Source organism: Pedobacter africanus (assembly GCF_900176535.1).
In the GTDB taxonomy this organism is placed as follows: domain Bacteria; phylum Bacteroidota; class Bacteroidia; order Sphingobacteriales; family Sphingobacteriaceae; genus Pedobacter; species Pedobacter africanus.
The window spans coordinates 378971-398603 of record NZ_FWXT01000004.1 but is presented as its reverse complement, the minus strand read 5'-3'; the positions used below and the strand labels follow the sequence as shown (position 1 = coordinate 398603).

General features: G+C 44.0%; 14 protein-coding genes. 1 reads left to right on the top strand and 13 read right to left on the bottom strand.

What is annotated here, in order from left to right; all coding sequences use genetic code 11:
* Positions 1–5: 5 nt before the first annotated feature.
* The 12 genes from B9A91_RS21475 to B9A91_RS21420 all read right to left on the bottom strand — a co-directional run bounded on the left by B9A91_RS21475 (position 6) and on the right by B9A91_RS21420 (position 16779).
* Complete coding sequence (locus tag B9A91_RS21475; RefSeq protein WP_084241118.1) at positions 6–776, bottom strand: SH3 domain-containing protein; 771 nt, start codon at positions 774–776, stop codon at positions 6–8.
* Complete coding sequence (locus tag B9A91_RS21470) at positions 769–2610, bottom strand: BatD family protein (RefSeq protein ID WP_235012639.1); 1842 nt, start codon at positions 2608–2610, stop codon at positions 769–771. Before B9A91_RS21470 ends, B9A91_RS21475 begins: the two co-directional genes overlap by 8 nt.
* 17 nt (positions 2611–2627) lie before the next feature.
* Positions 2628–3380: a tetratricopeptide repeat protein gene (locus tag B9A91_RS21465; RefSeq protein ID WP_084241116.1), complete on the bottom strand. Its 753-nt coding sequence runs from the start codon at positions 3378–3380 to the stop codon at positions 2628–2630.
* Between the two features lie 2 nt (positions 3381–3382).
* On the bottom strand, positions 3383–4417 hold the full coding sequence (locus B9A91_RS21460) for a vWA domain-containing protein (RefSeq protein WP_084241115.1): 1035 nt from the start codon (positions 4415–4417) through the stop codon (positions 3383–3385).
* A 4-nt stretch (positions 4418–4421) separates the two neighbouring features.
* Positions 4422–5426: a vWA domain-containing protein gene (locus B9A91_RS21455; protein ID WP_200815706.1), complete on the bottom strand. Its 1005-nt coding sequence runs from the start codon at positions 5424–5426 to the stop codon at positions 4422–4424.
* Positions 5413–6396, bottom strand: a complete 984-nt coding sequence (locus B9A91_RS21450; RefSeq protein WP_084241114.1) for a BatD family protein — start codon at positions 6394–6396, stop codon at positions 5413–5415. The genes B9A91_RS21455 and B9A91_RS21450 overlap by 14 nt, the downstream gene beginning before the upstream one ends.
* Positions 6397–6400: 4 nt before the next feature.
* Entirely contained in the window at positions 6401–7276 is an 876-nt protein-coding gene (locus tag B9A91_RS21445) for a DUF58 domain-containing protein (RefSeq protein ID WP_084241113.1), read from the bottom strand.
* Positions 7277–7278: 2 nt separating this feature from the next.
* On the bottom strand, positions 7279–8307 hold the full coding sequence (locus B9A91_RS21440; RefSeq protein WP_235012638.1) for an AAA family ATPase: 1029 nt from the start codon (positions 8305–8307) through the stop codon (positions 7279–7281).
* Between the two features lie 344 nt (positions 8308–8651).
* Positions 8652–12026, bottom strand: coding sequence for an efflux RND transporter permease subunit (locus B9A91_RS21435; RefSeq protein ID WP_084241112.1), 3375 nt, complete (start codon positions 12024–12026; stop codon positions 8652–8654).
* Between the two features lie 20 nt (positions 12027–12046).
* Complete coding sequence (locus B9A91_RS21430; protein ID WP_084241111.1) at positions 12047–13147, bottom strand: efflux RND transporter periplasmic adaptor subunit; 1101 nt, start codon at positions 13145–13147, stop codon at positions 12047–12049.
* Positions 13148–13166: 19 nt separating this feature from the next.
* Positions 13167–14516, bottom strand: coding sequence for a TolC family protein (locus B9A91_RS21425; protein ID WP_084241110.1), 1350 nt, complete (start codon positions 14514–14516; stop codon positions 13167–13169).
* Positions 14506–16779 carry an ATP-binding cassette domain-containing protein gene (locus B9A91_RS21420; RefSeq protein WP_084241109.1) on the bottom strand — a complete coding sequence of 758 codons (2274 nt, stop codon included), beginning with the start codon at positions 16777–16779 and terminating at the stop codon, positions 14506–14508. The genes B9A91_RS21425 and B9A91_RS21420 overlap by 11 nt, the downstream gene beginning before the upstream one ends.
* A 194-nt stretch (positions 16780–16973) precedes the next feature.
* Between B9A91_RS21420 and B9A91_RS21415 the strand changes: the two genes are divergently transcribed.
* On the top strand, positions 16974–17921 hold the full coding sequence (locus B9A91_RS21415; RefSeq protein ID WP_084241108.1) for a helix-turn-helix transcriptional regulator: 948 nt from the start codon (positions 16974–16976) through the stop codon (positions 17919–17921).
* A gap of 3 nt (positions 17922–17924) precedes the next feature.
* Here B9A91_RS21415 and B9A91_RS21410 read toward each other — a convergent pair whose 3' ends face one another.
* Positions 17925–19631 (bottom strand): ArnT family glycosyltransferase, encoded by a 1707-nt coding sequence (locus tag B9A91_RS21410; RefSeq protein WP_084241107.1) that lies wholly within the window; start codon positions 19629–19631, stop codon positions 17925–17927.
* Between the last annotated feature and the right edge of the window lie 2 nt (positions 19632–19633).

The window sequence follows — 19633 nt, the reverse complement described above, 5'->3', positions numbered from 1 at the left end:
AGATATTATATTTCCTTAACATCGGCCGATGGGATCCAGCCGGAGTTGCCGTCCGGCAGTTCAACATTAATCCAGTCGTTGCTGCTTTCTCTGATATCTACCTTGGTTCCGGCATGAATCACAAACAAAGTCTTTTGTTTGGTATCCGGCCCGCTTTTAACATCTGTTGCCCCGCTAAAAACAATGGCCTGCCGCTTGCCCATATAGGCCGACTGTACGCTGGCCATTACAAAACTGAGCAGTCCGAGTGACAAAAGCACTATACCTGCATAAAAAGCAGCCTTTTTACGGAATACATCAATCAGGAACAGGTAAGCGATAAGCAGGGCAAAACCCAGAAAAAAACAAAGGATGTTGAATACCGATAAGGCATTGGCGGAAAAAAAGAAGATAAATCCTCTCCACCAGCTGTTCAGGAAAAACTCCGGAACCTGTTCTATCCGGTCCGTTATTTTAGTATTTGCCAGTTTCAGGTTCAGTCTCAGGTCCCCGTCGCCAGGCGTCAATTTAAGTGCCTTTTCGTAGTTTAAGATTGCCGAAGGCATTTCATTTAACTTATAATTGGCATTGCCCATATTGAAATACAGGGCAGCAGATTCGTACCCTGCATCCAGTACCTGCTCGTATGCGGTAAGTGCTTCTTTATACTGTTCCCTGGCATAAGCAGCATTTCCCTTTTTCAGCAAAGCCTCCGGTTGTTCATTTGCCAGGGAAAGCAGGGGCATGGCCAGAAACAAAAGCCAGCCATAAAATGCATTTTTTAGTTGTCTACGCATTGGTCTCAATCTCATTAATGGTGTTTTTTGCTTTATCAAATACCTCCTGCTCAGATATACCGGTGACCGGGGCATACCTGGCCATCTCGCAAAGGTCAAGCGTTTCTTCCAGCTGTTTGATCAAAGGCTCCCCCATGCCTCTTTCCCTAAGCTGTGTACGAATATGTTCCTTATTCAGCTCGGCAGCAGCAATATTGAATTTATCGCTAAGATATTGATACAAACCTTTGTAAATGTCCTGGTAAAACAACTTTTTATCACCAGCCTGCAATTGCTTTTTTGCGTTTGTCAGATGTCTGGCAGCCACTTTATTCGCATTTCTCCCTTTCAAGCTCACCTGATCGCGGTTATTTTCCCTATACCGTTTGCGATAGACAAATGCGGCAACAAACAACAAAGGCCATACACACAATAACAGGTAATGGGTTAGCGACCCGTAGAATGAACTGCCTTTCTTATACAATCCGCCAGTATTTGTTTTGATATAGCTGATGTCTTTAGCCAGCAATTTAATGTCTTGCTGGCTGGCAGAAGAATAAGCTGTAACGTTAGAACCAGGTGCACCCTTGGCCACCTTTAAATCAAATGATCCGGTAGAAAGTGTAACATACCTTTGCGTTGCCGGATTGAAATAGGAGAACTGGTAAGGTTCAATGGTATAATTCCCTTCATGCCGCGGAATAAGCAGATAACTGTATTCCCTGCTTCCTGACACACCGCTCAGGCTTTCTGTAAGGTGATCTGTGAGCTTAGGGTCGTATTTTTCCAGATCGGCAGGAAAATTAACCGCGGGTGCCTTCAGCAGCTTTAAATTACCCGAGCCGCTGATCTTTAAAGTGTAATTAACAGCCTCATTTGCCTTTAATGCCTGTTTATCTACAATGGCGGCTATAGAGAAACTCCCTACGGCCCCTTCAAAACCTGCAGGTTTGCCAGCTTCAGGCAATGGCTTTACATTGATGCTGATGGGCGAGCTCTTGATTTTATATTTAACATCCTTATAAGAACCAAAGAACATATCAAAGGGGTCACTTGAATTGCCCGAGGCAACAGGCTGCCGCACCAGAAAGGTCATGGCCAGAGGATCCAGGCTCAGCTTTCCGGAACGTTCAGGGAACAGGATTATTTCTTTCAGTACAGCCACATTATACCTGCTCCCCTGATAGGTCTCTGTCTCCCAGCGAACATTTGGGTCGTTGTTCTTGATTTCCTGGCTCCAGAATCCGTTGAAATCAGGCAGCTTGTCAAGCGCATTGTCCAGCAGCTCTATATTGGTATACAACTTATAGGTTACCGAAAGGCCCTCCCCCTGAAATACATTGTTTTTACTGGCCACTGCCCGGATGAATAAGCGCCTGGAGATATTCGAAGATTCCCCTTCCACCCGCTGGCCCTGCTGCCGGCTGCCACCAACATTGCCCTGTGTGCTCTGGGGAGCTGCACTGCCTTTTATGACCTTTAGTTTAACTGCATTGGTTTTATAGGTTTTGCCATTGATGACCAGTGAAGCTCCTCCTATGATAAATTCTCCCTCCCTTACCGCCATCAGGTCATAGCTTAAGGACATGCTGGACGTTGTCCTTCCGTTTATAGAAGTAAAACTCGACGATTGGTTGGGCCCGCCCAACACCTGGAAACCATTGAAAGCAGGAGGATTGAAAGCCTCGATATTCCCGTTTCCGCTGATGGAAAAGATAAGCTCAAAAGGTTCTCCGGTAGCTACCTGGCTTCTGCTCAACGAGGCCGTTACCTTTATGTCCTGAATGCGTTTTGTTCCGGCAGCAAACACTGCGCTGGTTAGCAGCAGCAAAATCGACAATATATAGTGTTTCATCTTCATTTTAAATGCCATTACCAATCTTTAACGATACGCCCCTTCACTCCTTTGGCTTTTTTATTTTTCAGCTTGTCCTGTGTGTTCTTCTCTTCGTTTTTCAAAGCTTCCAGCATCCGTTCTGCATCTTCTTTAGACAATTGGTTTGGCTGTGGCTGCTGCCCCTGTTGCTGGTCTTTCTTATCCTGCTTATCCTGATCCTGTTTGTCTTTATCTTTCTGATCTTTGTTCTGCTGGTCTTTTTTGTTTTTATCCTTATCCTGCTGATCCTTGTTCTGATCTTTATTTTTCTGATCCTTTTTGTTTTTATCTTTGTTCTTATCGTCCTTATTCTGCTGTTGCTGCTGTTTCAGCTTTTCCTGCGCATAGGCCAGGTTGTAGCGGGTCTGGTCGTCCTTAGGGTTATTTAGCAGTGATTTCTTATAGGCTTCAATGCTTTCCTCCAGCTTTTTTGCTTCCAATAAAGAGTTTCCTAAATTGTGATAAGCCTGGGCTTTTACATTTTTATTTGAAGCAGACGCTGCAATATCTGTAAATTTTTGTGCTGCATTGTCATACTTCTTTTGCTTGTATAAAGCATCACCCAGGTTAAAATTACCTGCCACAGATGCTTTCGCTTTTTCTACGGAAGTCCTGTAGCTTGCCTCTGCTTCCGCATACTTCCCCTGTTTATACAGTTCATTCCCTTTATGGATATATTTCTTTTCCTTCTGCCCAAAAACGACGGCAGCCTGCAATACGATGGAAAGCATAATGATCAGTTGTTTCATCTTTACCTCACTTCAAACAAGTTCAACTCACTTAATTTTAGGTTCTTCCTGTTGGAAATAAAGAACTCCAGCAATAAGAACAGCAACGACAGCCCCAGGAAAAACTGGAAACGGTCTTCATAACTTTTGAAATCCTTACTGTCGTAAGTTTTCTTCTGCATTTTATTGACCTGGTCCATCACGATACCCAAGCCGCTGTTGGCATTGCTTGCCCGTACATATACCCCGTTTCCAGCCTCCGAAATCTCTTTGCACATCTGTTCGTTCAGCTTGCTCATTACCGTTTTACCCTTTTCATCAGTATGAAAACCTACAGGCCTGCCATTTTTATAAATAGGCACCGGCCCGCCTTCCGGCGATCCCAGGCCAACCACATGAATGGCTACATCTTTAGAACGCGCAGTTTTAGCAGCAGCCACAGCATCATCTTCATGATTCTCGCCATCTGTCATTAGGATCATGGCCTTGCTTGTGCCGTTCACAAAATTAAAGGACTTCATCCCCATGTCAATTGCAGCTCCTATTGCTGTTCCCTGGGTAGGCACAATATCTGTAGTAATGTTGTTCAAAAAAAGCTTGGCTGCAGAATGGTCCGTAGTGATGGGCAGCTGTACATAGGCTTCACCAGCAAAGATGATAATGCCGATACGGTCGTTGTGCAGGTTGTCTATCAATTGTGAAATTGCACGCTTTGCATTTTCAAGACGGTTCGGGGCGAGGTCACCAGCCAGCATACTGTTGGAAACATCAAGCAATATCATCAGGTCAGAGCCACTGCGCTTGGCTTCTTCAATTTTAGTTCCGATCTGCGGATTGGCAATACCCAGTATCAGCGAGGCATAAGCCAGTAAAAAGAATACAAACTTCAAAACCGGGCGACTAAAGGACACCTCCGGCATCATTTTTTTGACGGTATGATGATCGCCCAGATTGGCCAGTGCTTTCTTTTTCCAGCGGCGTACCATCCAGAAAAGCAATACCAGCAAAGGAATAGCCGCCAGTGCCCATAAAAATTCTATATGTTCAAAACGTAACATCTGTTTAAGTTAAGGCCCCTTTAAAAACTGTATTTCTCAATAAAAACTCTATCAGCAGGAGCAGGACAGCAATGAGTGCAAAAGGCAGAAAGCGTTCTGTCTTTTTATGGTACTGCGTAACCGCAATTTTCGCCCTTTCCAGTTTGTCAATCTGCTGGTAAATCTGCTTCAGCTTCTCATTATTGGTAGCACGAAAATATTTACCACCCGTTACTGTAGCAATCTTAGAAAGCACCCCCTCGTCAATGGTTACCGGCACCTGTTGGTACTGTACGCCAAAGGGTGTTTTTACCGGGTATGGCGCATAGCCTTTCGTTCCTACTCCAATGGTATATACCCTTACCTTCATCTGTTTGGCAATCTCGGCCGCTGTTAACGGGGGGATAGACCCAGTGGTATTTGATCCGTCGGTAAGCAGGATCACAACCTTGCTTTTTGCATCACTTTCCTTAAGCCGGTTAACAGCAGTGGCCAGTCCCATTCCTATTGCCGTTCCGTCTTCAACCATTCCGTTGCTGATGTCACCAAACAAATTGATCAGCACATCGTGGTCGATAGTAAGCGGACATTGCGTAAAACTCTCGCCGCTAAAAATAACCAGGCCGATCCTATCTTCCGGGCGGTTTTTAATGAAATCTATGGCAATGTTCTTTCCGGCCTCCAGCCTGTTGGGCTTAAGGTCTTCTGCAAGCATGCTGCCCGAAATATCGGTAGCAATTACAATGTCAATTCCTTCTGTAGTAGAATTTTGCCAGCTAAAGGCCGACTGCGGTCTGGCTAGTGCCACAATCAGCGTAACCAATGCCAGCAAACGCAACACAATACCATAGTGCCTCCAAAGACCGTAGTTGTTTTTTTTCGGGAGTGCAAAAGCTTTTACGACCGAAATGCTCAATGTGCCCTGCAGCTTTCTATTTCTCCAGATGTACCAGCCCAGCATCAATGGTACCAGCAACAGAAGCCAGAAAAAACCCTTATTGGCGAATTCAATCCCCTTAAACAGCCCCATTTTCTTTCTCCTCCTTTTTATCGTCAGTCAATGAAACCTGTGCCTTTGTGTTCTTCACAAAATTCATGGCATTTTCCATGCTTTGTTCATTATCGGAAGGCAAGGGGTTTTCTTTTGCAAATTTCACCAGATCGGCCAGCAACAGCATTTGCCGCAACCTGTTCCTGTCCTGCTCGGCTATGGTCAAATGCCTTAATCCCGAAAAGATCTCTTCAGAGGTTTGCTCCAATGCTTTGATGCCGTAACGTTTTTCCAGGTAATCCCTTATAATATCTGTTAGTTCGCTGTGGTAGGCCTTAACCTGCCCCTGCTCCCAAAGCTTCTTGTTTTTTAGCCTATTGAGTTTATCCAGCACAAGCTTATCCAACGGTAAGGCAGGTACAGGAACTGCGACCGGAACCGGTCTGTTTTTACGTTTCTTGATGAAATGATACAATAAACCCGCAATCAACAATATACCCAATAAGACACCCAGCACCCATTTCCAATTGTCCCTTAACCAATCCATAAAAGAATAGGAAATGGCAAGCGGTTCTTTAATGTCATAGATCGCTTTGGTGGTATCTACTTTTACTTCCTTTACCTCCAGGGGAAGGGCTTGCGTACTCAGTTCGCCTGCGGCGCTGCGAAATACAAAAGCCGGTACCATGTGTAAGCCCGGTTCAAAAGAGGTAATGGTATATTGCCGGGTAATTGTTCTCAGGGCCGGATTGCCTTTATCTGTCAGCGTATCTGTCTTGTCCAGCGAAACGATCTGTACCTTCGAAGAAACGGTATCGCTCAGCGCAGGAAAATCCACATATGCCTTTTGCGGTAGCTGAACGCTCAGTTTCAGCCTGGTCTGATCACCCATGGCGATCACCGTATGGTCCAGTCTGGCTGTCACTTTAATATCCTGCGCATTTCCCTTAAGGATAAAACCTGCCAGAAGCAGCAACAAACAAATCCTAAAACTAAAATATGGCTTCATATCCTTACCTTCTCGCTTCTCTTTTCTTAAACAATGTCATCAGGGGCTTAATATAGGATTCATGCGTGCCAATCTTTGTAAAGTCCACGCCCGACTTTCGAAATAGGTCCTCGAGCCGGCCATTCCTTTCCAGAGCAGCGGTTTTAAAAGCAAGACGTACTTTTTTATCGCCCGTGTTTATCCATTCAACCTGTCCTGTTTCTTCGTCCTTAACCGGGATCAGGCCCAGATCAGGAAATTCCTCCTCATGAATGTCGTATAACCTCAATGCCACCAGGTCGTGTTTCCGGTTCGCAATTTTAAGTTCATTCTCAAAGGGCCTGCTCATAAAATCAGAGATCAAAAAGGCTGTACATCTTTTTTTAATGGCACTGGTAAAATACCGCAGCCCCTCGGCCACATCGGTGCCTTTATTTTGGGGCTTAAAATCAATCAATTCCCTAATGATCATAAGGATATGGCTTCTGCCCTTTTTCGGTGGAATAAATTTCTCAACTTTATCGCTAAAGAACAAAACGCCCACCTTATCGTTGTTCTGTATGGCCGAAAAGGAAAGCACAGCACACAATTCAGTAGCGAGTTCCTGCTTCAGCTGAACCTGGGTACCAAAGTTTTTTGATCCGCTAACATCAACCAGCAGCATCACGGTCATTTCCCGTTCCTCATCAAAAACCTTTACATAGGGGTGGTTAAAACGCGCAGTCACGTTCCAATCTATCGTGCGGATCTCATCGCCCACCTGATATTCTCTAACCTCACTAAAAGCCATACCACGTCCTTTAAAAGCCGATTGGTATTCCCCTGAAAAGATCTGGTTGCTTAATCCCCGGGTTTTGATCTCTATTTTTCTTACTTTCTTTAAAAGATCTTTGGTATCCATAATTAAGGAACTTCTACTGCATTCAGAATCCCGGTAATGATGGTTTCGGTATTGATGTCCTCAGCTTCCGCCTCATAAGTCAGGCCGATACGGTGTCTAAGCACATCATGACATACTGCCCTCACATCCTCAGGGATCACGTAACCTCTTCTTTTGATAAATGCATAGGCTTTGGAAGCCAGTGCAAGGTTAATACTTGCCCTTGGCGATGCACCAAAGCTGATCAGGTTTTTGTAGTCGGCCAGCTTATACTGCTCAGGGAAACGTGTGGCAAAGACAATATCGATGATGTATTGTTCAATTTTCTCGTCCATATACACCTCTTTCACGATCTTTCTGGCTTTTAAAATATCATCCGGATGAAGAATCGCATTCGGCTTAGGCATCCCTTGTGGCGCAATATTTGCCCTCATGATCCTTTTTTCATCTTCCTTACTCGGATAGCCAATCACAACCTTAAGCATAAAGCGGTCTACCTGTGCCTCTGGAAGCGGATAAGTCCCTTCCTGTTCAATCGGGTTCTGGGTAGCCAGCACCAGGAAAGGTTTAGGGAGTTCAAAAGTATTGTCGCCAATGGTGACCTGCCGTTCCTGCATAGCCTCCAGTAAGGCACTCTGCACTTTTGCAGGGGCCCTGTTAATTTCATCGGCAAGAATAAAATTGGAAAACAGAGGGCCTTTTCTAACGATAAATTCTTCTTTTTTCTGGTTATAGATCATGGTACCCAGCAAATCGGCCGGCAACAGGTCTGGCGTAAACTGGATCCTGCTGAAGCCTGCATCTATAGATTTGGATAAAGTATTGATCGCAAGCGTCTTCGCTAGTCCGGGCACCCCTTCCAGCAGGATATGCCCATCGGCAAGCAAACCGATCATTAAACGTTCCACCATATACCGCTGCCCCACAATAACCTTATCCATTTCCATAAACAGGAGATCGATAAAGGCACTTTCCTTCTGTATCATTTCATTCAAAGCACGGATATCAGTTCCGTACGATGAAGGTGTAGTCATATTAGTTACTTCTTCCATTTATACCCATTTTTTTATTCGCAGCGAAAATTAGACAAACCTTATTTTTTTCACAATACCTATGGGGGTAATTAATGTTAAAATATGTTAAAATCAAAAATAACCGTTCTCTTCTAAGCCGGGCATCTTTTAGGCTCCCCAAAGGGGGAAGCCTAAAAGTGCCTAAGTCTTCTCTGAGAAGGTAATTTTTGTGTCAGGCAGGTTGTGTAAGAAAAAAAGCATGGCATCGAGGCACACACCCTGCCTTTCTACCATGCTTCACAAAAAAATTACCTTCTCAGAGAAGGCATAGGAATAATTTGCGCTTCTTCAGCGCAATTTGTTCCAGCCTTCGAAGAGAACGGTTATTTTTTAAACCATGATTTTACTTTCTTTGAATTCCTGTCTGCTACCAGGTACATGCATGGCACAAGTACCAAAGTGAGGAAAGTGGCAAAACTTAAGCCGAAGATGATGGTCCAGGACAAAGGTCCCCAGAATGCTACGTTATCGCCTCCAAAATAAATGTGTGGGTGTAGCTCCGTAAACATGGTCACAAAATCTATGTTCAAACCTACGGCAAGCGGGATCAGTCCCAGCATAGTTGCAGTAGCAGTAAGCAGTACAGGTGTCATCCGGGTACGCCCCGCCTCAATTACGGCTTCTTTTACTTCCATACCCTGGCTCACCATCAGATCGGCAAACTCAACCAGCAGGATACCATTTCTAACCACAATACCGGCAAGCGCAACAATTCCCAATCCGGTCATCACGATCGAAAGCTCCATTCTAAAAATGGTAACCCCAAGCAATACACCGATTACACTAAACAGGATTTCGCTTAAGATCACCACAGGCTTGCTGATGGAGTTAAATTGCAATACCAGGATAATGAGGATGATAAACAGTGCACTTATCAATGCAGTGCCCAGAAACGCAGCCGTCTCCATTTGTTCTTCCTGTTCTCCTGCCATTTTAATCTCCACACCATCAGGTGCTTTGAACTCATTAATTTCCGTTTGAATATTAGCGACTACCTCATTGGCATTGTACTCAGACAGAACGTTTGAAGACAAAATGATGATCCTTTTCTGCTGTTTGCGCTTAATGCCACCATAGGTATTTACATAATTGATGTCCGCAAAGGAAGAGATTGGCACCTGCCTGATGATCCCGTTCATGGCCATATCGCGATAGGTCATTTTCATGTTCCTCAATGCTTCCAGGTTATTGCGCTGAGCCTCCATCGCACGCACATTGATTTCATAATCATCATTCTCGTCCCTATACTTTGAGGCCTCTTTCCCAAAAAGCGCAGTCCGAAGTGCTAAACCAATTTGACCTGTAGATACTCCCTCTCTGTTTGCCCTTTCTCTATTTACGTCAAAAATAATTTCCGGCTTATTATTCTGGAAATCGGTTTTAAGTTCTTCAACTCCTGCAATCTGCCTGCCATCCAGAAATTTCTTCAATCGTATCGATGTATTGGCCAGGGAATCCAGGTTGTCGCCGGTAATTTCAATACTAATTGGTTTCGCAGTTGGTGGGCCGCCCTGCTCTTGCGCTACACTGATTTCCGCTCCAGGAATTCCTTTAACGGCCTCCCTGACCTTATCAAGATAGGTTGCAGTACGCTCGCCTGTTCGTTTACCAAAAGGAACAAATGCAACTGTAACCTTACCTTTATTGCTGTATTCTCCCTGATCCTCGCCTTGCGGATCAGTTACTCCTACCGTCACATTGGAAATGATAGAGGAAACATCAGGATTGTTACGGCCAACTACCTTGGTAACCCGCTCCTCCACTTTTTCAATAATCTTACTGGTATAAGCCTGATCTGTGCCCACAGGTAGCTCTACGTATACATACACGAAATTCGGATCGGCTGTAGGGAAAAACACTACCCGGGGTGGCACAATGCCAACAAGGAAGATGGTAAAGAAGAATAACCCAACTGTACTCCATATCATGGTACGTGGTCTTTTCAATGCCCAGATAATCAGATTGTGATAAGTATTAATCACCTTTGGCCAGACTACAGTCTGAAATTGCTTGATCGCCCTTGACAGGAAGAAGTGATTCAAAAGATACAGCAATGCCATCAACACCACAAAATTTCCCAGACCAAAATTGATAAGGTAGCCCAGTAAGGCAACTCCTGTAAAGATCAGCATAGTACGTTTGACTGCTTTGTTAAAGGTTGGTTTTTGATCCTTATGATCATCATGCGGTTTCATAAAATCAACTGCAAAAACCGGGTTGATAATATAAGCGACAATAAGTGATGCGGATAAGGTTACGATTAGTGTTACCGGTAAAAAATACATAAACTTCCCAATAATGCCCGGCCAGAACAACAAAGGAAAGAAGGGCGCCAGTGTAGTTAAAGTTCCCGACAAAACCGGTAGAAACACCTCTCCGGTGGCAGTTTTAGCAGCCTGTACAATGGGCACTTTTCCATTGTCAAAAATACGGTGGGTATTTTCGACTACTACAATCGCATCATCCACTACTATCCCCAAACCCAACAGAAAAGAGAACAGTACCATCATATTCATAGTAAAGTTAAAATCAAATATTCCCCCCAGAACCGGCATAGAAAGGAAAGCAATGAACATAGACAAAGGGACAGAAAGCGCCACGAACAGAGCGTTGGTTACCCCCATAAAGAACATCAGTATCAGCGTAACCAGAATAAAACCGATGACGATGGTATTGATCAGATCATGCAGCGTAATCCTTGTCTGATCGCTCTGGTCACCGGTGATGGTAATATTGAGTTTTTCAGGGATCACTTTTCCTTTCATATCTTTTAACATCGCATTGATCTTATCAGAAGCTTCGATCAGGTTTTCACCACTGCGTTTCCTTACGTTCAATGTAATTACATTTTTGCCATACAAACGGGCATAGCTTTTTTGTTCTTTAAAAGAATCTATTACTTCCGCGATATCTTTCAGATAAACTGAACCACCAGTTGGGGTTTTAACAATCATGTTGCCTATTTCTTCGGCATTTTCGAATTCCTTCTTGATATTGAGCGTCCGCAGCATACCATCCATTTTAACCGAACCGCCGGAGATGGTTAAATTCTCATATTTAACGGCATTCTCTATATCTGTAAAAGATATCTGGGCAGCATCCATCTTTTGCAAATCTACATTGATCTGTACTTCAGGTTCCAGCGCGCCTACAATGTCTACCCCTGCAATCTCCTTCAACCCCTCTACCCTATCTTCTATATCATCAGCATATTCTTTAAGCTTTTTTAAATCATAATCACCCGAAATGTTAATATACATAATAGGCAGATCTGAAAGGTTGATATCCATGATTACCGGATCATCAGGTAAATCTGAAGGCAGGTCTGTTTTCGCTTTATCTACCGCATCTTTGATCCGCTGTTTTGCATCCTTGATATCTACATCCGTGTTAAATTCAGCAGTAATGAAAGAAAAATCCTGAAAAGAACTGGAAGTGATTTTTTTTAGTCCCAAGGTCCCCCTGATTTCCTTTTCGAGTTGCTTGGTCACCAGGTTTTCCATATTGGAAGGAGAAGTGCCCGGATATACCGTCTGCACAAATATCTTCGGAATAACTACTTCTGGAAAATTTTCTTTTGGCAGCTTCTGATAAGAAAAATATCCTGCTATCATTAGCAGACAAGTGAACACGTAAATCGCCGTTCTGTTGTCAATCGCCCAGCTGGAGGGCTTAAACTCTTTATTTATATCCTTCATTTTTTGATGAATAAAGCTGTCTATAATTTTACGCTATCTCCGTCGTTCAGGTCCTGAAATCCTGTGGTCACCACCTTGTCGCCGGCTTTCAATCCCGATAATATCTCGGCTTTGCCGTCCGAAACCTTACCGGTTTTGATGTCTACCTTTTTAGCTTTCCCATTTACTGCGGTAAATACATATTCACTGGTTTCAGACTTTTGTATGGCATTGATGGGAACCACCAGGGCCTGATCATTTTTATAGTCTATAATCTTCAGGATCGCTACCATGTTTGGGCGGTACCTTTTACTGGAAGGCAGTTTCACTTCCACATTAAAGCCCCTGGAAACCGGATCTATTACTTTTGCAGCAAAAGAAATATGCGCCTGCAGGTTGTCCGGAACATCAGGCAGCGATACCTGAACTTCATCACCCTGACTCACCTTTCCACCGTAATTCTCAGAAACCAGGGCCTTCACTTTAAGCCTGCTGGCGTTCACTATCCGGATACCAGTAGGATTTCCCGGTGCTACAGATTGTCCAAGTTTAAGCTCCATTGCATCCACCGTACCCGAAACAGGACTTTTAATTTTATTCATTGCTGCCTGCGATTTTATACCGGCCAGTTGTCTTTCCAGGCCCTCTTTCTGGCTTTTGGCTGTCAGGTACTGTACTTCGGTCCCGATCTTCTGGTCCCAAAGGTTTTTCTGGCGGTTAAATACCGTTGTTGCCAGATCAAGCTGGGTCTGCATCTGCGCTACACTCTGCTTAAGCACTTTATCGTCAAGCTGGGCCAGTACCTGTCCCTTGCTCACATTCTGGCCAACTTTTATATAGATCTGAGTTACGGTCCCTGGTGATTCTGGCATGATTTCCACATTGTCCTCTGCATCTACCTTTCCCTGTACTTCGACATAACTTCTGAAATGGATCTCTGAAAGTTCGGTTGCAGTCACATCTTTAACCTCAGCCACCGTCTTATTCTGACCCAGTTCAGCTTCCAGTTTTTCTATTTTACCGTTTAATTCCGTACGTTGCTTTTTCAGCTGTTCCAGCTCCGTTTTTTTATCTTTTGGCTTTTCTGATGAGCAGGAAGCCAATACAAGGGCAAATGCAAGGGTATATATTGATGTTTTCATTTTATAGTGTTTCTTGAGGTTAATAATTAATTCTTCCTGCTGCTTTATCCAGATCTACCTTAGTGATCAGCAAATCGTACAAAGCTTTAATGTAATTGTTCTGCGCTTCTTTTAATGAGGTCTCTGCAGTAGTCACTTCTAAACTTGAGCCTACGCCCTGTTCATATTTGATTCGCGTAACCCTTAGGATCTCCTTCGCCAGGGCCAGGTTCCGCTCCTGGTTCTCTACTGACCGCTTGCTGTTCAGGTACAGTTTCTGATTGGCAGAAACTTCCTGCGCTATTCCATTCTTCAAATTCAGCATGTCATTTTCAGTTTTTTTAATGGTCAGTTTTGCATTTCGCATCTGATAAATGCGCTGTCCGCCATTGATCAGGTTCCAGGAAAGTGTAAAGCCAATAACAGATGTTGGAAAGCGGTTGTCAAAGTGCCTGGAAAATTCGTCCGACTGAAAATTCTTTGAGGCACTGGCGAAACCTCTCAGTGTAGGCAGGAAAGTACTTTTCTGCCTTTTAAAATCCAATTCGTTCAGCTTCTGCTGTGTTTCCAGCAAAGCGTATTCGATCCTTCCCTTGTAAGCGGTTGTATCTGCCACTGCAAGGGCAACCTGCTCTGCCCTGATGTCTTTGATCTGATCGGTAAGCGTCAGTTCAGCCTGTATAGGCATGCCCATCTGGAATTTCAGCATATTGATGTTCAGTTCCAGCAGTCGGGTCACATTCTCTCTTTCAGTTTCCAGATTGTTCTTTAAAACCTGCAGCCTGTCTACATCAATTTTTTCTGCAAAGCCATTTTTAAACAAGGCTTCTGTATCATTTAAAGATTTGGAAAGCTGTGTAAGATTGGCATCAATCAGGTCAAGTTGCTCAGCGATCACCAATACCGAATAATAAGCTTTGGTTACTGCCGTTGCTGTTTCAATCCTGGTACGTCTGCTGTTCCTAACCGATAATTCTTTATAGGTTTTGGAAGCCTGCAAACCCACAATGTAACTGCCATCAAAAATGAGCTGGCTCAGCTCTATTCCGGCTGTGGAGTTAAATTTAGTCCCAAATTTAACCGGAATTGGCGTGTCTGAAGGTGGATTGGAAAATTCTCCGGGCAATAAGGTGGTAGGCAGCTTTAAGAAATCCTGAAAATTATAGCTGGCAGAAACCTGCGGTAAACCGATACCTACTGTTTCTTTAACTTTATTTCTGGCCATTTCTTCGTCCACTACCGCATTTAATACATCCGTTTGGTGGGTCAGGGCATAGTCAATTGCAGCTTTCAGGCTCAGTTTATAGTTTAAGGACCCGGTTTCCTGCCCTTTCACCACAACATGAAACGATGCAAGCAGCACCATTATGAGATAAATTTTAGGTTTCATATATGTATTCATTGCTTTTTTTTAAATATTGTCCGGTTAAGGAACCCGGTTCATTTAGAAGATCAGCAGGTGTACCGGTAAATACGATTTCACCTCCATTCTTTCCGCCTTCCGGGCCAAGGTCAATTACCCAGTCTGCATTTTTGATCACATCCAGGTTATGTTCAATTACGATAACTGAATTGCCATTATCCACCAGGCTGTCCATAATTTCCAGCAGATGCCCTACGTCCGACATGTGCAAGCCCGTTGTTGGTTCGTCCAGCACATAGATGCTGCCTTTTTTGTGGAGATTACCGGCCAGTTTAATGCGTTGGCATTCACCACCAGAAAGGGTACTTAAAGGCTGTCCAAGTGTAAGGTAGTCCAGCCCCACATCATGTATGGCCTGCAGGCGCTTTTTAAGGTCCTTTTTATCAAAAAACTCCACCGCCTCCTGTACAGTCATCTCCAGAACATCACTGATAGATTTTCCCTTTAGTTTGTACTCCAATACTTCTTCCTTAAACCTTTTACTGCCACATATCTCGCAAGGGTTTTTAACAGGCTCCAGAAAGGCCAGGTCGGTATAGATAAAACCCAGACCCTGGCAATTTGAGCAGGCGCCTTTGGAATTGAAACTAAACAGGGAGGCACTCACATCATTTGCCTGGGCAAACAGTCTGCGGATGTCGTCCATTATACCCGTGTAAGTAGCTGGACTGGAACGTATGGAAGTGCTTACGGCCGACTGGTCAATAAGCACGGCCTCCGGATGTTGTTTTACAAAAACATCATTGATCAGCGTGCTCTTTCCTGCACCGGCCACTCCCGTTACGACCGTAAGCACTCCTACAGGAATAACAACCGTAATGTTCTTAAGGTTATGGAGACCGGCATTCTCTATTGCAAGGTATCCCTTTGATGTTCTGTATTGCGATTTCAGGGGTAATTTCCTGTTCAGGTACCTACCAGTCAGGGTATCCGCTTTCCTCAGCCCTTCTGCTGTACCTTCATAAACAATATTACCACCCAATACACCGGCATAAGGGCCAACATCTACCACATGATCTGCAATCATGATCACTTCCGGGTCGTGCTCTACCACCAGGATGGTATTCCCCTTGTCCCGCAATTGCTGCAGCAGTTCGTTCAAACGGTGCACATCGCGTGGATGTAAACCAATGCTCGGTTCATCAAAAATATAGATCATATCGGTAAGGCTGCTGCCCAGGTGCCGAACCATTTTGATGCGCTGCGATTCTCCGCCTGAAAGTGTGTCCGTACCCCTGTCAAGGCTCAGGTATTCCAGGCCGATATCCATCAGGTGCTGCAAACGCATCATCAATTCTGAGGTCACGGACCCGGCAACCGGATCGTTTATTTCTGCAATAACACCGATCAGTTCATCAATCTGCATGCTGGTTAGCTCCGCAATGTTATAACCGTTTATCCTGCTGTTCAATGCAGCCTGGTTTAAACGGGCACCTTTGCATAAAGGACATGCAGAAAACGACATGAAACGCTCCAGTGTTCCGCGGGTCGATTCGGAAAGGATACTGGTATCCCTTTTAATGTACATCCGGTTAAACTTGTCGACTAAACCTTCAAAATTCACATTCAGCGGAACATTGTCCTTTCTGGCCGTAACTTTTTTAGGCTTACCATATAGCAGGGTATGCCATTCCTGTTCTGTGTAATCGCCCAGTTTTTTATCGTTATCGAACAGGCCCGAATAGGCATAGGAATTAAAATACCAGCTGCCAACGGCAAACATCGGAAACAAAATAGCCCCTTCATTTAAAGATTTGGAACGGTCCAGAAATTTATCCAGGTTCAGTTTTACCGTTTCCCCTAGCCCATTACATTCCGGGCACATTCCCGTTGGGTCATTAAAAGAAAAAGCATTAGAATATCCTGCAAAAGGTTTGCCCAGTCGCGAAAAGAGCAAGCGCAGGATCGCGTAAATATCGGTTATGGTACCCACTGTTGAACGCGAGTTGCCCCCAAGGCGTTTCTGATCAATAACAATGGCGGTAGAAAGGTTTTCTATAGCGTCTGCATCGGGCTGGCTAAACCTGGGCAGCCTGTTCCGCGCAAAAGTCGAGAACGTTTCGCTCAGCTGTCGCTGGGCTTCGGCACCAATGGTTTCAAATACAATAGACGATTTACCGGAGCCAGAAACGCCGGTAAAAACGGTGATCCTGCGCTTTGGTATAAACAGCGAAATGTTTTTCAGGTTATTTTCACGGGCACCTTTTATTGCTATGTATTCCTGTTTCATCTTCATCAGATTACATGATTCAAAATAGTCTTTCTCGCAATATCAAAGTTGAATAAAAACTAATTTTGTCTACCCCTGCCATAAGGAGTAATAACCTTGTTAAAAGGATTTATTTCCTGACTCTTTCGTTTAAATTTAAATTTTTCACTAGATTCGTTAATTCAAAGCTATCAATATCATTACAACATAAACCTATGATCGACAATGAATTGAATTTGATTTTATGTACCGAAATGTCGGAAGTTGACCGAACAGAATGTGCTGACTATTTGGGTAACACCGGTTACATAAACTTCAGCGAAGTCAAAATTAATGGCGCAGACATTTTCTCCGGAAGCAGCAAACTGGAACAGGAATTAACTGTTCGCGAGCAAAACGAAACCCCTACCCTGAACATGTATTTTTCTATACATGGCACCAGTTCTGCCTGGGAAGCAAACAGCAAAGAAAAGTACGTACTTAAAGACAACCAGCATGCCACTACCTTTCTACCTGGCTTTGATGGTTATTATGCTTTAAGCAGCCCTGAAGTACGCAATTTTGGCATATCCCTTTACGAATCCTTTTTCAGCCGCTTATACGCTACCGACCTGGAATGCCTGAAACGTTTCTGGGACAAGGTGAATGCGGGACAGATGGCTGACATTTCTGAACATGCGCTCCCAATTACCCCTAAACAGCAATCCATCATTAACGACATGCATCATTGCGTGTATACCGGTAACATGAAGCAGCTGTTTTTTGAATCGAAGATCACTGAACTTTTTTTACTTCAGGCCGAACAGGCAGAGGCATTAAACGGTGCAAAACCTGTTAAAATAGAACGGCATAATGTCGATAAACTTCATGCTGCACGGCAGTACATCCAGCAACGGATGTTCGATCCTTTGACGCTAAATGGCATTGCCCGCGAGGCGGGATTAAACGAATTTATGCTTAAAAAGGGCTTTAAAGAACTATTTGGGCTAACCGTTTTTGGTTACCTGAACGAGTTAAAGATGAACTATGCCAGGCAAATGCTCCTCGAAACGCATTGTACTGTATATGAGGCAGCCTATACCATGGGTTATAACGAACCTTATAACTTCTCCAAAGCATTCAGAAAGCATTTCGGTTACCTTCCAGGAGAACTGAAAAAATAAAGTTTACCTGATTTCTACCGGAATCATGCTGCTGTTCCTGGCGCCTGAAAAAGGATCTGTCCGTACAGAAAACAGCAATTTGTATTTACCCGGAACCAAAGGTGCCCTTAGGCTGGCGCTAACCAGTACAGACTGCCCCACTCCAATTGTGACAGGTTCGAGGTTCGTTCCAGCAACTTTAAACTCACCCAGATCAGGCCCAATCTTAAACCCATATTCCAGATAGCACTTCCAGTTTGCACCAGCATTGCCCAGCGCTATACTTTCCTTATATGGATTGCTGATCTTTAGCTGCAATTCTTTTACCGCTCCTCTTTCCCAGCTGGCAGGTACTGATTCCAGGCTTACATTCAGTTTCTGGTATATGCGTACCTTGTCGATCCAGGCCCCATAGAACAGCCCCTTACCAGTCTGAATCGTATCTATTCTGCCTAAGCCCTCCATAGGATACTGAAGTACAAAATAGGCCCGCTTATTTCTGATACTGTCTTCCAGCGGCCAGATGTCGTACTGGTTTTTCCGGTAATACCTGGAATCATAGGAAAATCCCTTTGTACTACGCGTATAATAATTATACCTGGAAGGCACCTGGAAAGAATCCATAAAGATTACCGGTGCATCACCGGCCTTCTTTTTTATTTCCTGGGCCCAGGTCTTGTTCCCAAAATAATAGGAAACCACTTTAACCTTCATCAAGACGCCCACAGGAAAGATCAGCACCAGCCTGACCAGAACGATCAGAAAAATATTCACCAGGGCTAGCCTTTCGAACCATTTGGGCACATTAAACCGCAGCATTGCGATGTAGGACAGCATAAACAGGCCAATCATTGCTGGTAAAGTCCAATGCGCTTCAACTCTTCCCTTCAAAGTACTGATCAGGAAAAAAATGAATATTCCAAAACAGTTAAACTTAAGGCCCCTGATAAAAGTATCATCTGGTTTCAGGCGGAAAGACTGTCTGTACATATACCAGCCTACAAGCGGCCCTGCCAGCGCCAGCTGTGCCAGCAAATATTCTGTTGTAAAACCAAACTTATAATATGCAGACGACCGGTCTATCACATGGTAATAGAATGAAGGATAATTATTTTGTATTTGCCACCAGATGTGGGGAACAAAAGCTGCTGCTGCAAGCAGCACAATAAACCAGAAACTGGGCCTTTTTAAAAGCTTAAAATTGGAAAGTATGGTAAAGAACAACACCAGGATACCATGATATTTGCTGTACAGCATGCCTGCAATAACCAGGGCCAGCAGGAATGCCCATTTGAACTTATCTTCTTCCGCATAACGCTGGTACAGATATAGAAAAAGCACAGTAAAGAAAAACAATGGTGCATCCGGCGTAGTGATAAAGCCATAAACATGGAACAAGACAACCGACCCGAACAACAATATAAACAGTTTTATATTCTGCCCGTACCTGCTCAACATCTTCCATAAAAGGTACACAGAAGCAGTACTGCTCAGTATTGTAAGGAGCCTTAAACCCAAAGTAGAAGGTATCAGCGCATCCCCTATTTTTATGAACAAGGCAACCATTGGGGGATGATCAAAATAGCCCCAGTCTAAAAACCTGGAATACATCCAGTAATAGGCTTCATCTGCATGAACCTCTACAAATGCCGCCTGGATGACATTGATCAATGTCCATGCACCTAAAAAGACAAACAGGATCTGCTTTGGGGTTCTTTTTGTTTCAAGCATCA

What these genes read in the sequence shown, in the direction of transcription:
- B9A91_RS21475 (WP_084241118.1), bottom strand. Translation starts at nt 776, where the DNA reads ATGCGTAGACAACTAAAAAATGCATTTTATGGCTGGCTTTTGTTTCTG.
- B9A91_RS21470 (WP_235012639.1), bottom strand. Translation starts at nt 2,610, where the DNA reads ATGAAACACTATATATTGTCGATTTTGCTGCTGCTAACCAGCGCAGTG.
- B9A91_RS21465 (WP_084241116.1), bottom strand. Translation starts at nt 3,380, where the DNA reads ATGAAACAACTGATCATTATGCTTTCCATCGTATTGCAGGCTGCCGTC.
- B9A91_RS21460 (WP_084241115.1), bottom strand. Translation starts at nt 4,417, where the DNA reads ATGTTACGTTTTGAACATATAGAATTTTTATGGGCACTGGCGGCTATT.
- B9A91_RS21455 (WP_200815706.1), bottom strand. Translation starts at nt 5,426, where the DNA reads ATGGGGCTGTTTAAGGGGATTGAATTCGCCAATAAGGGTTTTTTCTGG.
- B9A91_RS21450 (WP_084241114.1), bottom strand. Translation starts at nt 6,396, where the DNA reads ATGAAGCCATATTTTAGTTTTAGGATTTGTTTGTTGCTGCTTCTGGCA.
- B9A91_RS21445 (WP_084241113.1), bottom strand. Translation starts at nt 7,276, where the DNA reads ATGGATACCAAAGATCTTTTAAAGAAAGTAAGAAAAATAGAGATCAAA.
- B9A91_RS21440 (WP_235012638.1), bottom strand. Translation starts at nt 8,307, where the DNA reads ATGGAAGAAGTAACTAATATGACTACACCTTCATCGTACGGAACTGAT.
- B9A91_RS21435 (WP_084241112.1), bottom strand. Translation starts at nt 12,026, where the DNA reads ATGAAGGATATAAATAAAGAGTTTAAGCCCTCCAGCTGGGCGATTGAC.
- B9A91_RS21430 (WP_084241111.1), bottom strand. Translation starts at nt 13,147, where the DNA reads ATGAAAACATCAATATATACCCTTGCATTTGCCCTTGTATTGGCTTCC.
- B9A91_RS21425 (WP_084241110.1), bottom strand. Translation starts at nt 14,516, where the DNA reads ATGAAACCTAAAATTTATCTCATAATGGTGCTGCTTGCATCGTTTCAT.
- B9A91_RS21420 (WP_084241109.1), bottom strand. Translation starts at nt 16,779, where the DNA reads ATGAAACAGGAATACATAGCAATAAAAGGTGCCCGTGAAAATAACCTG.
- B9A91_RS21415 (WP_084241108.1), top strand. Translation starts at nt 16,974, where the DNA reads ATGATCGACAATGAATTGAATTTGATTTTATGTACCGAAATGTCGGAA.
- B9A91_RS21410 (WP_084241107.1), bottom strand. Translation starts at nt 19,631, where the DNA reads ATGCTTGAAACAAAAAGAACCCCAAAGCAGATCCTGTTTGTCTTTTTA.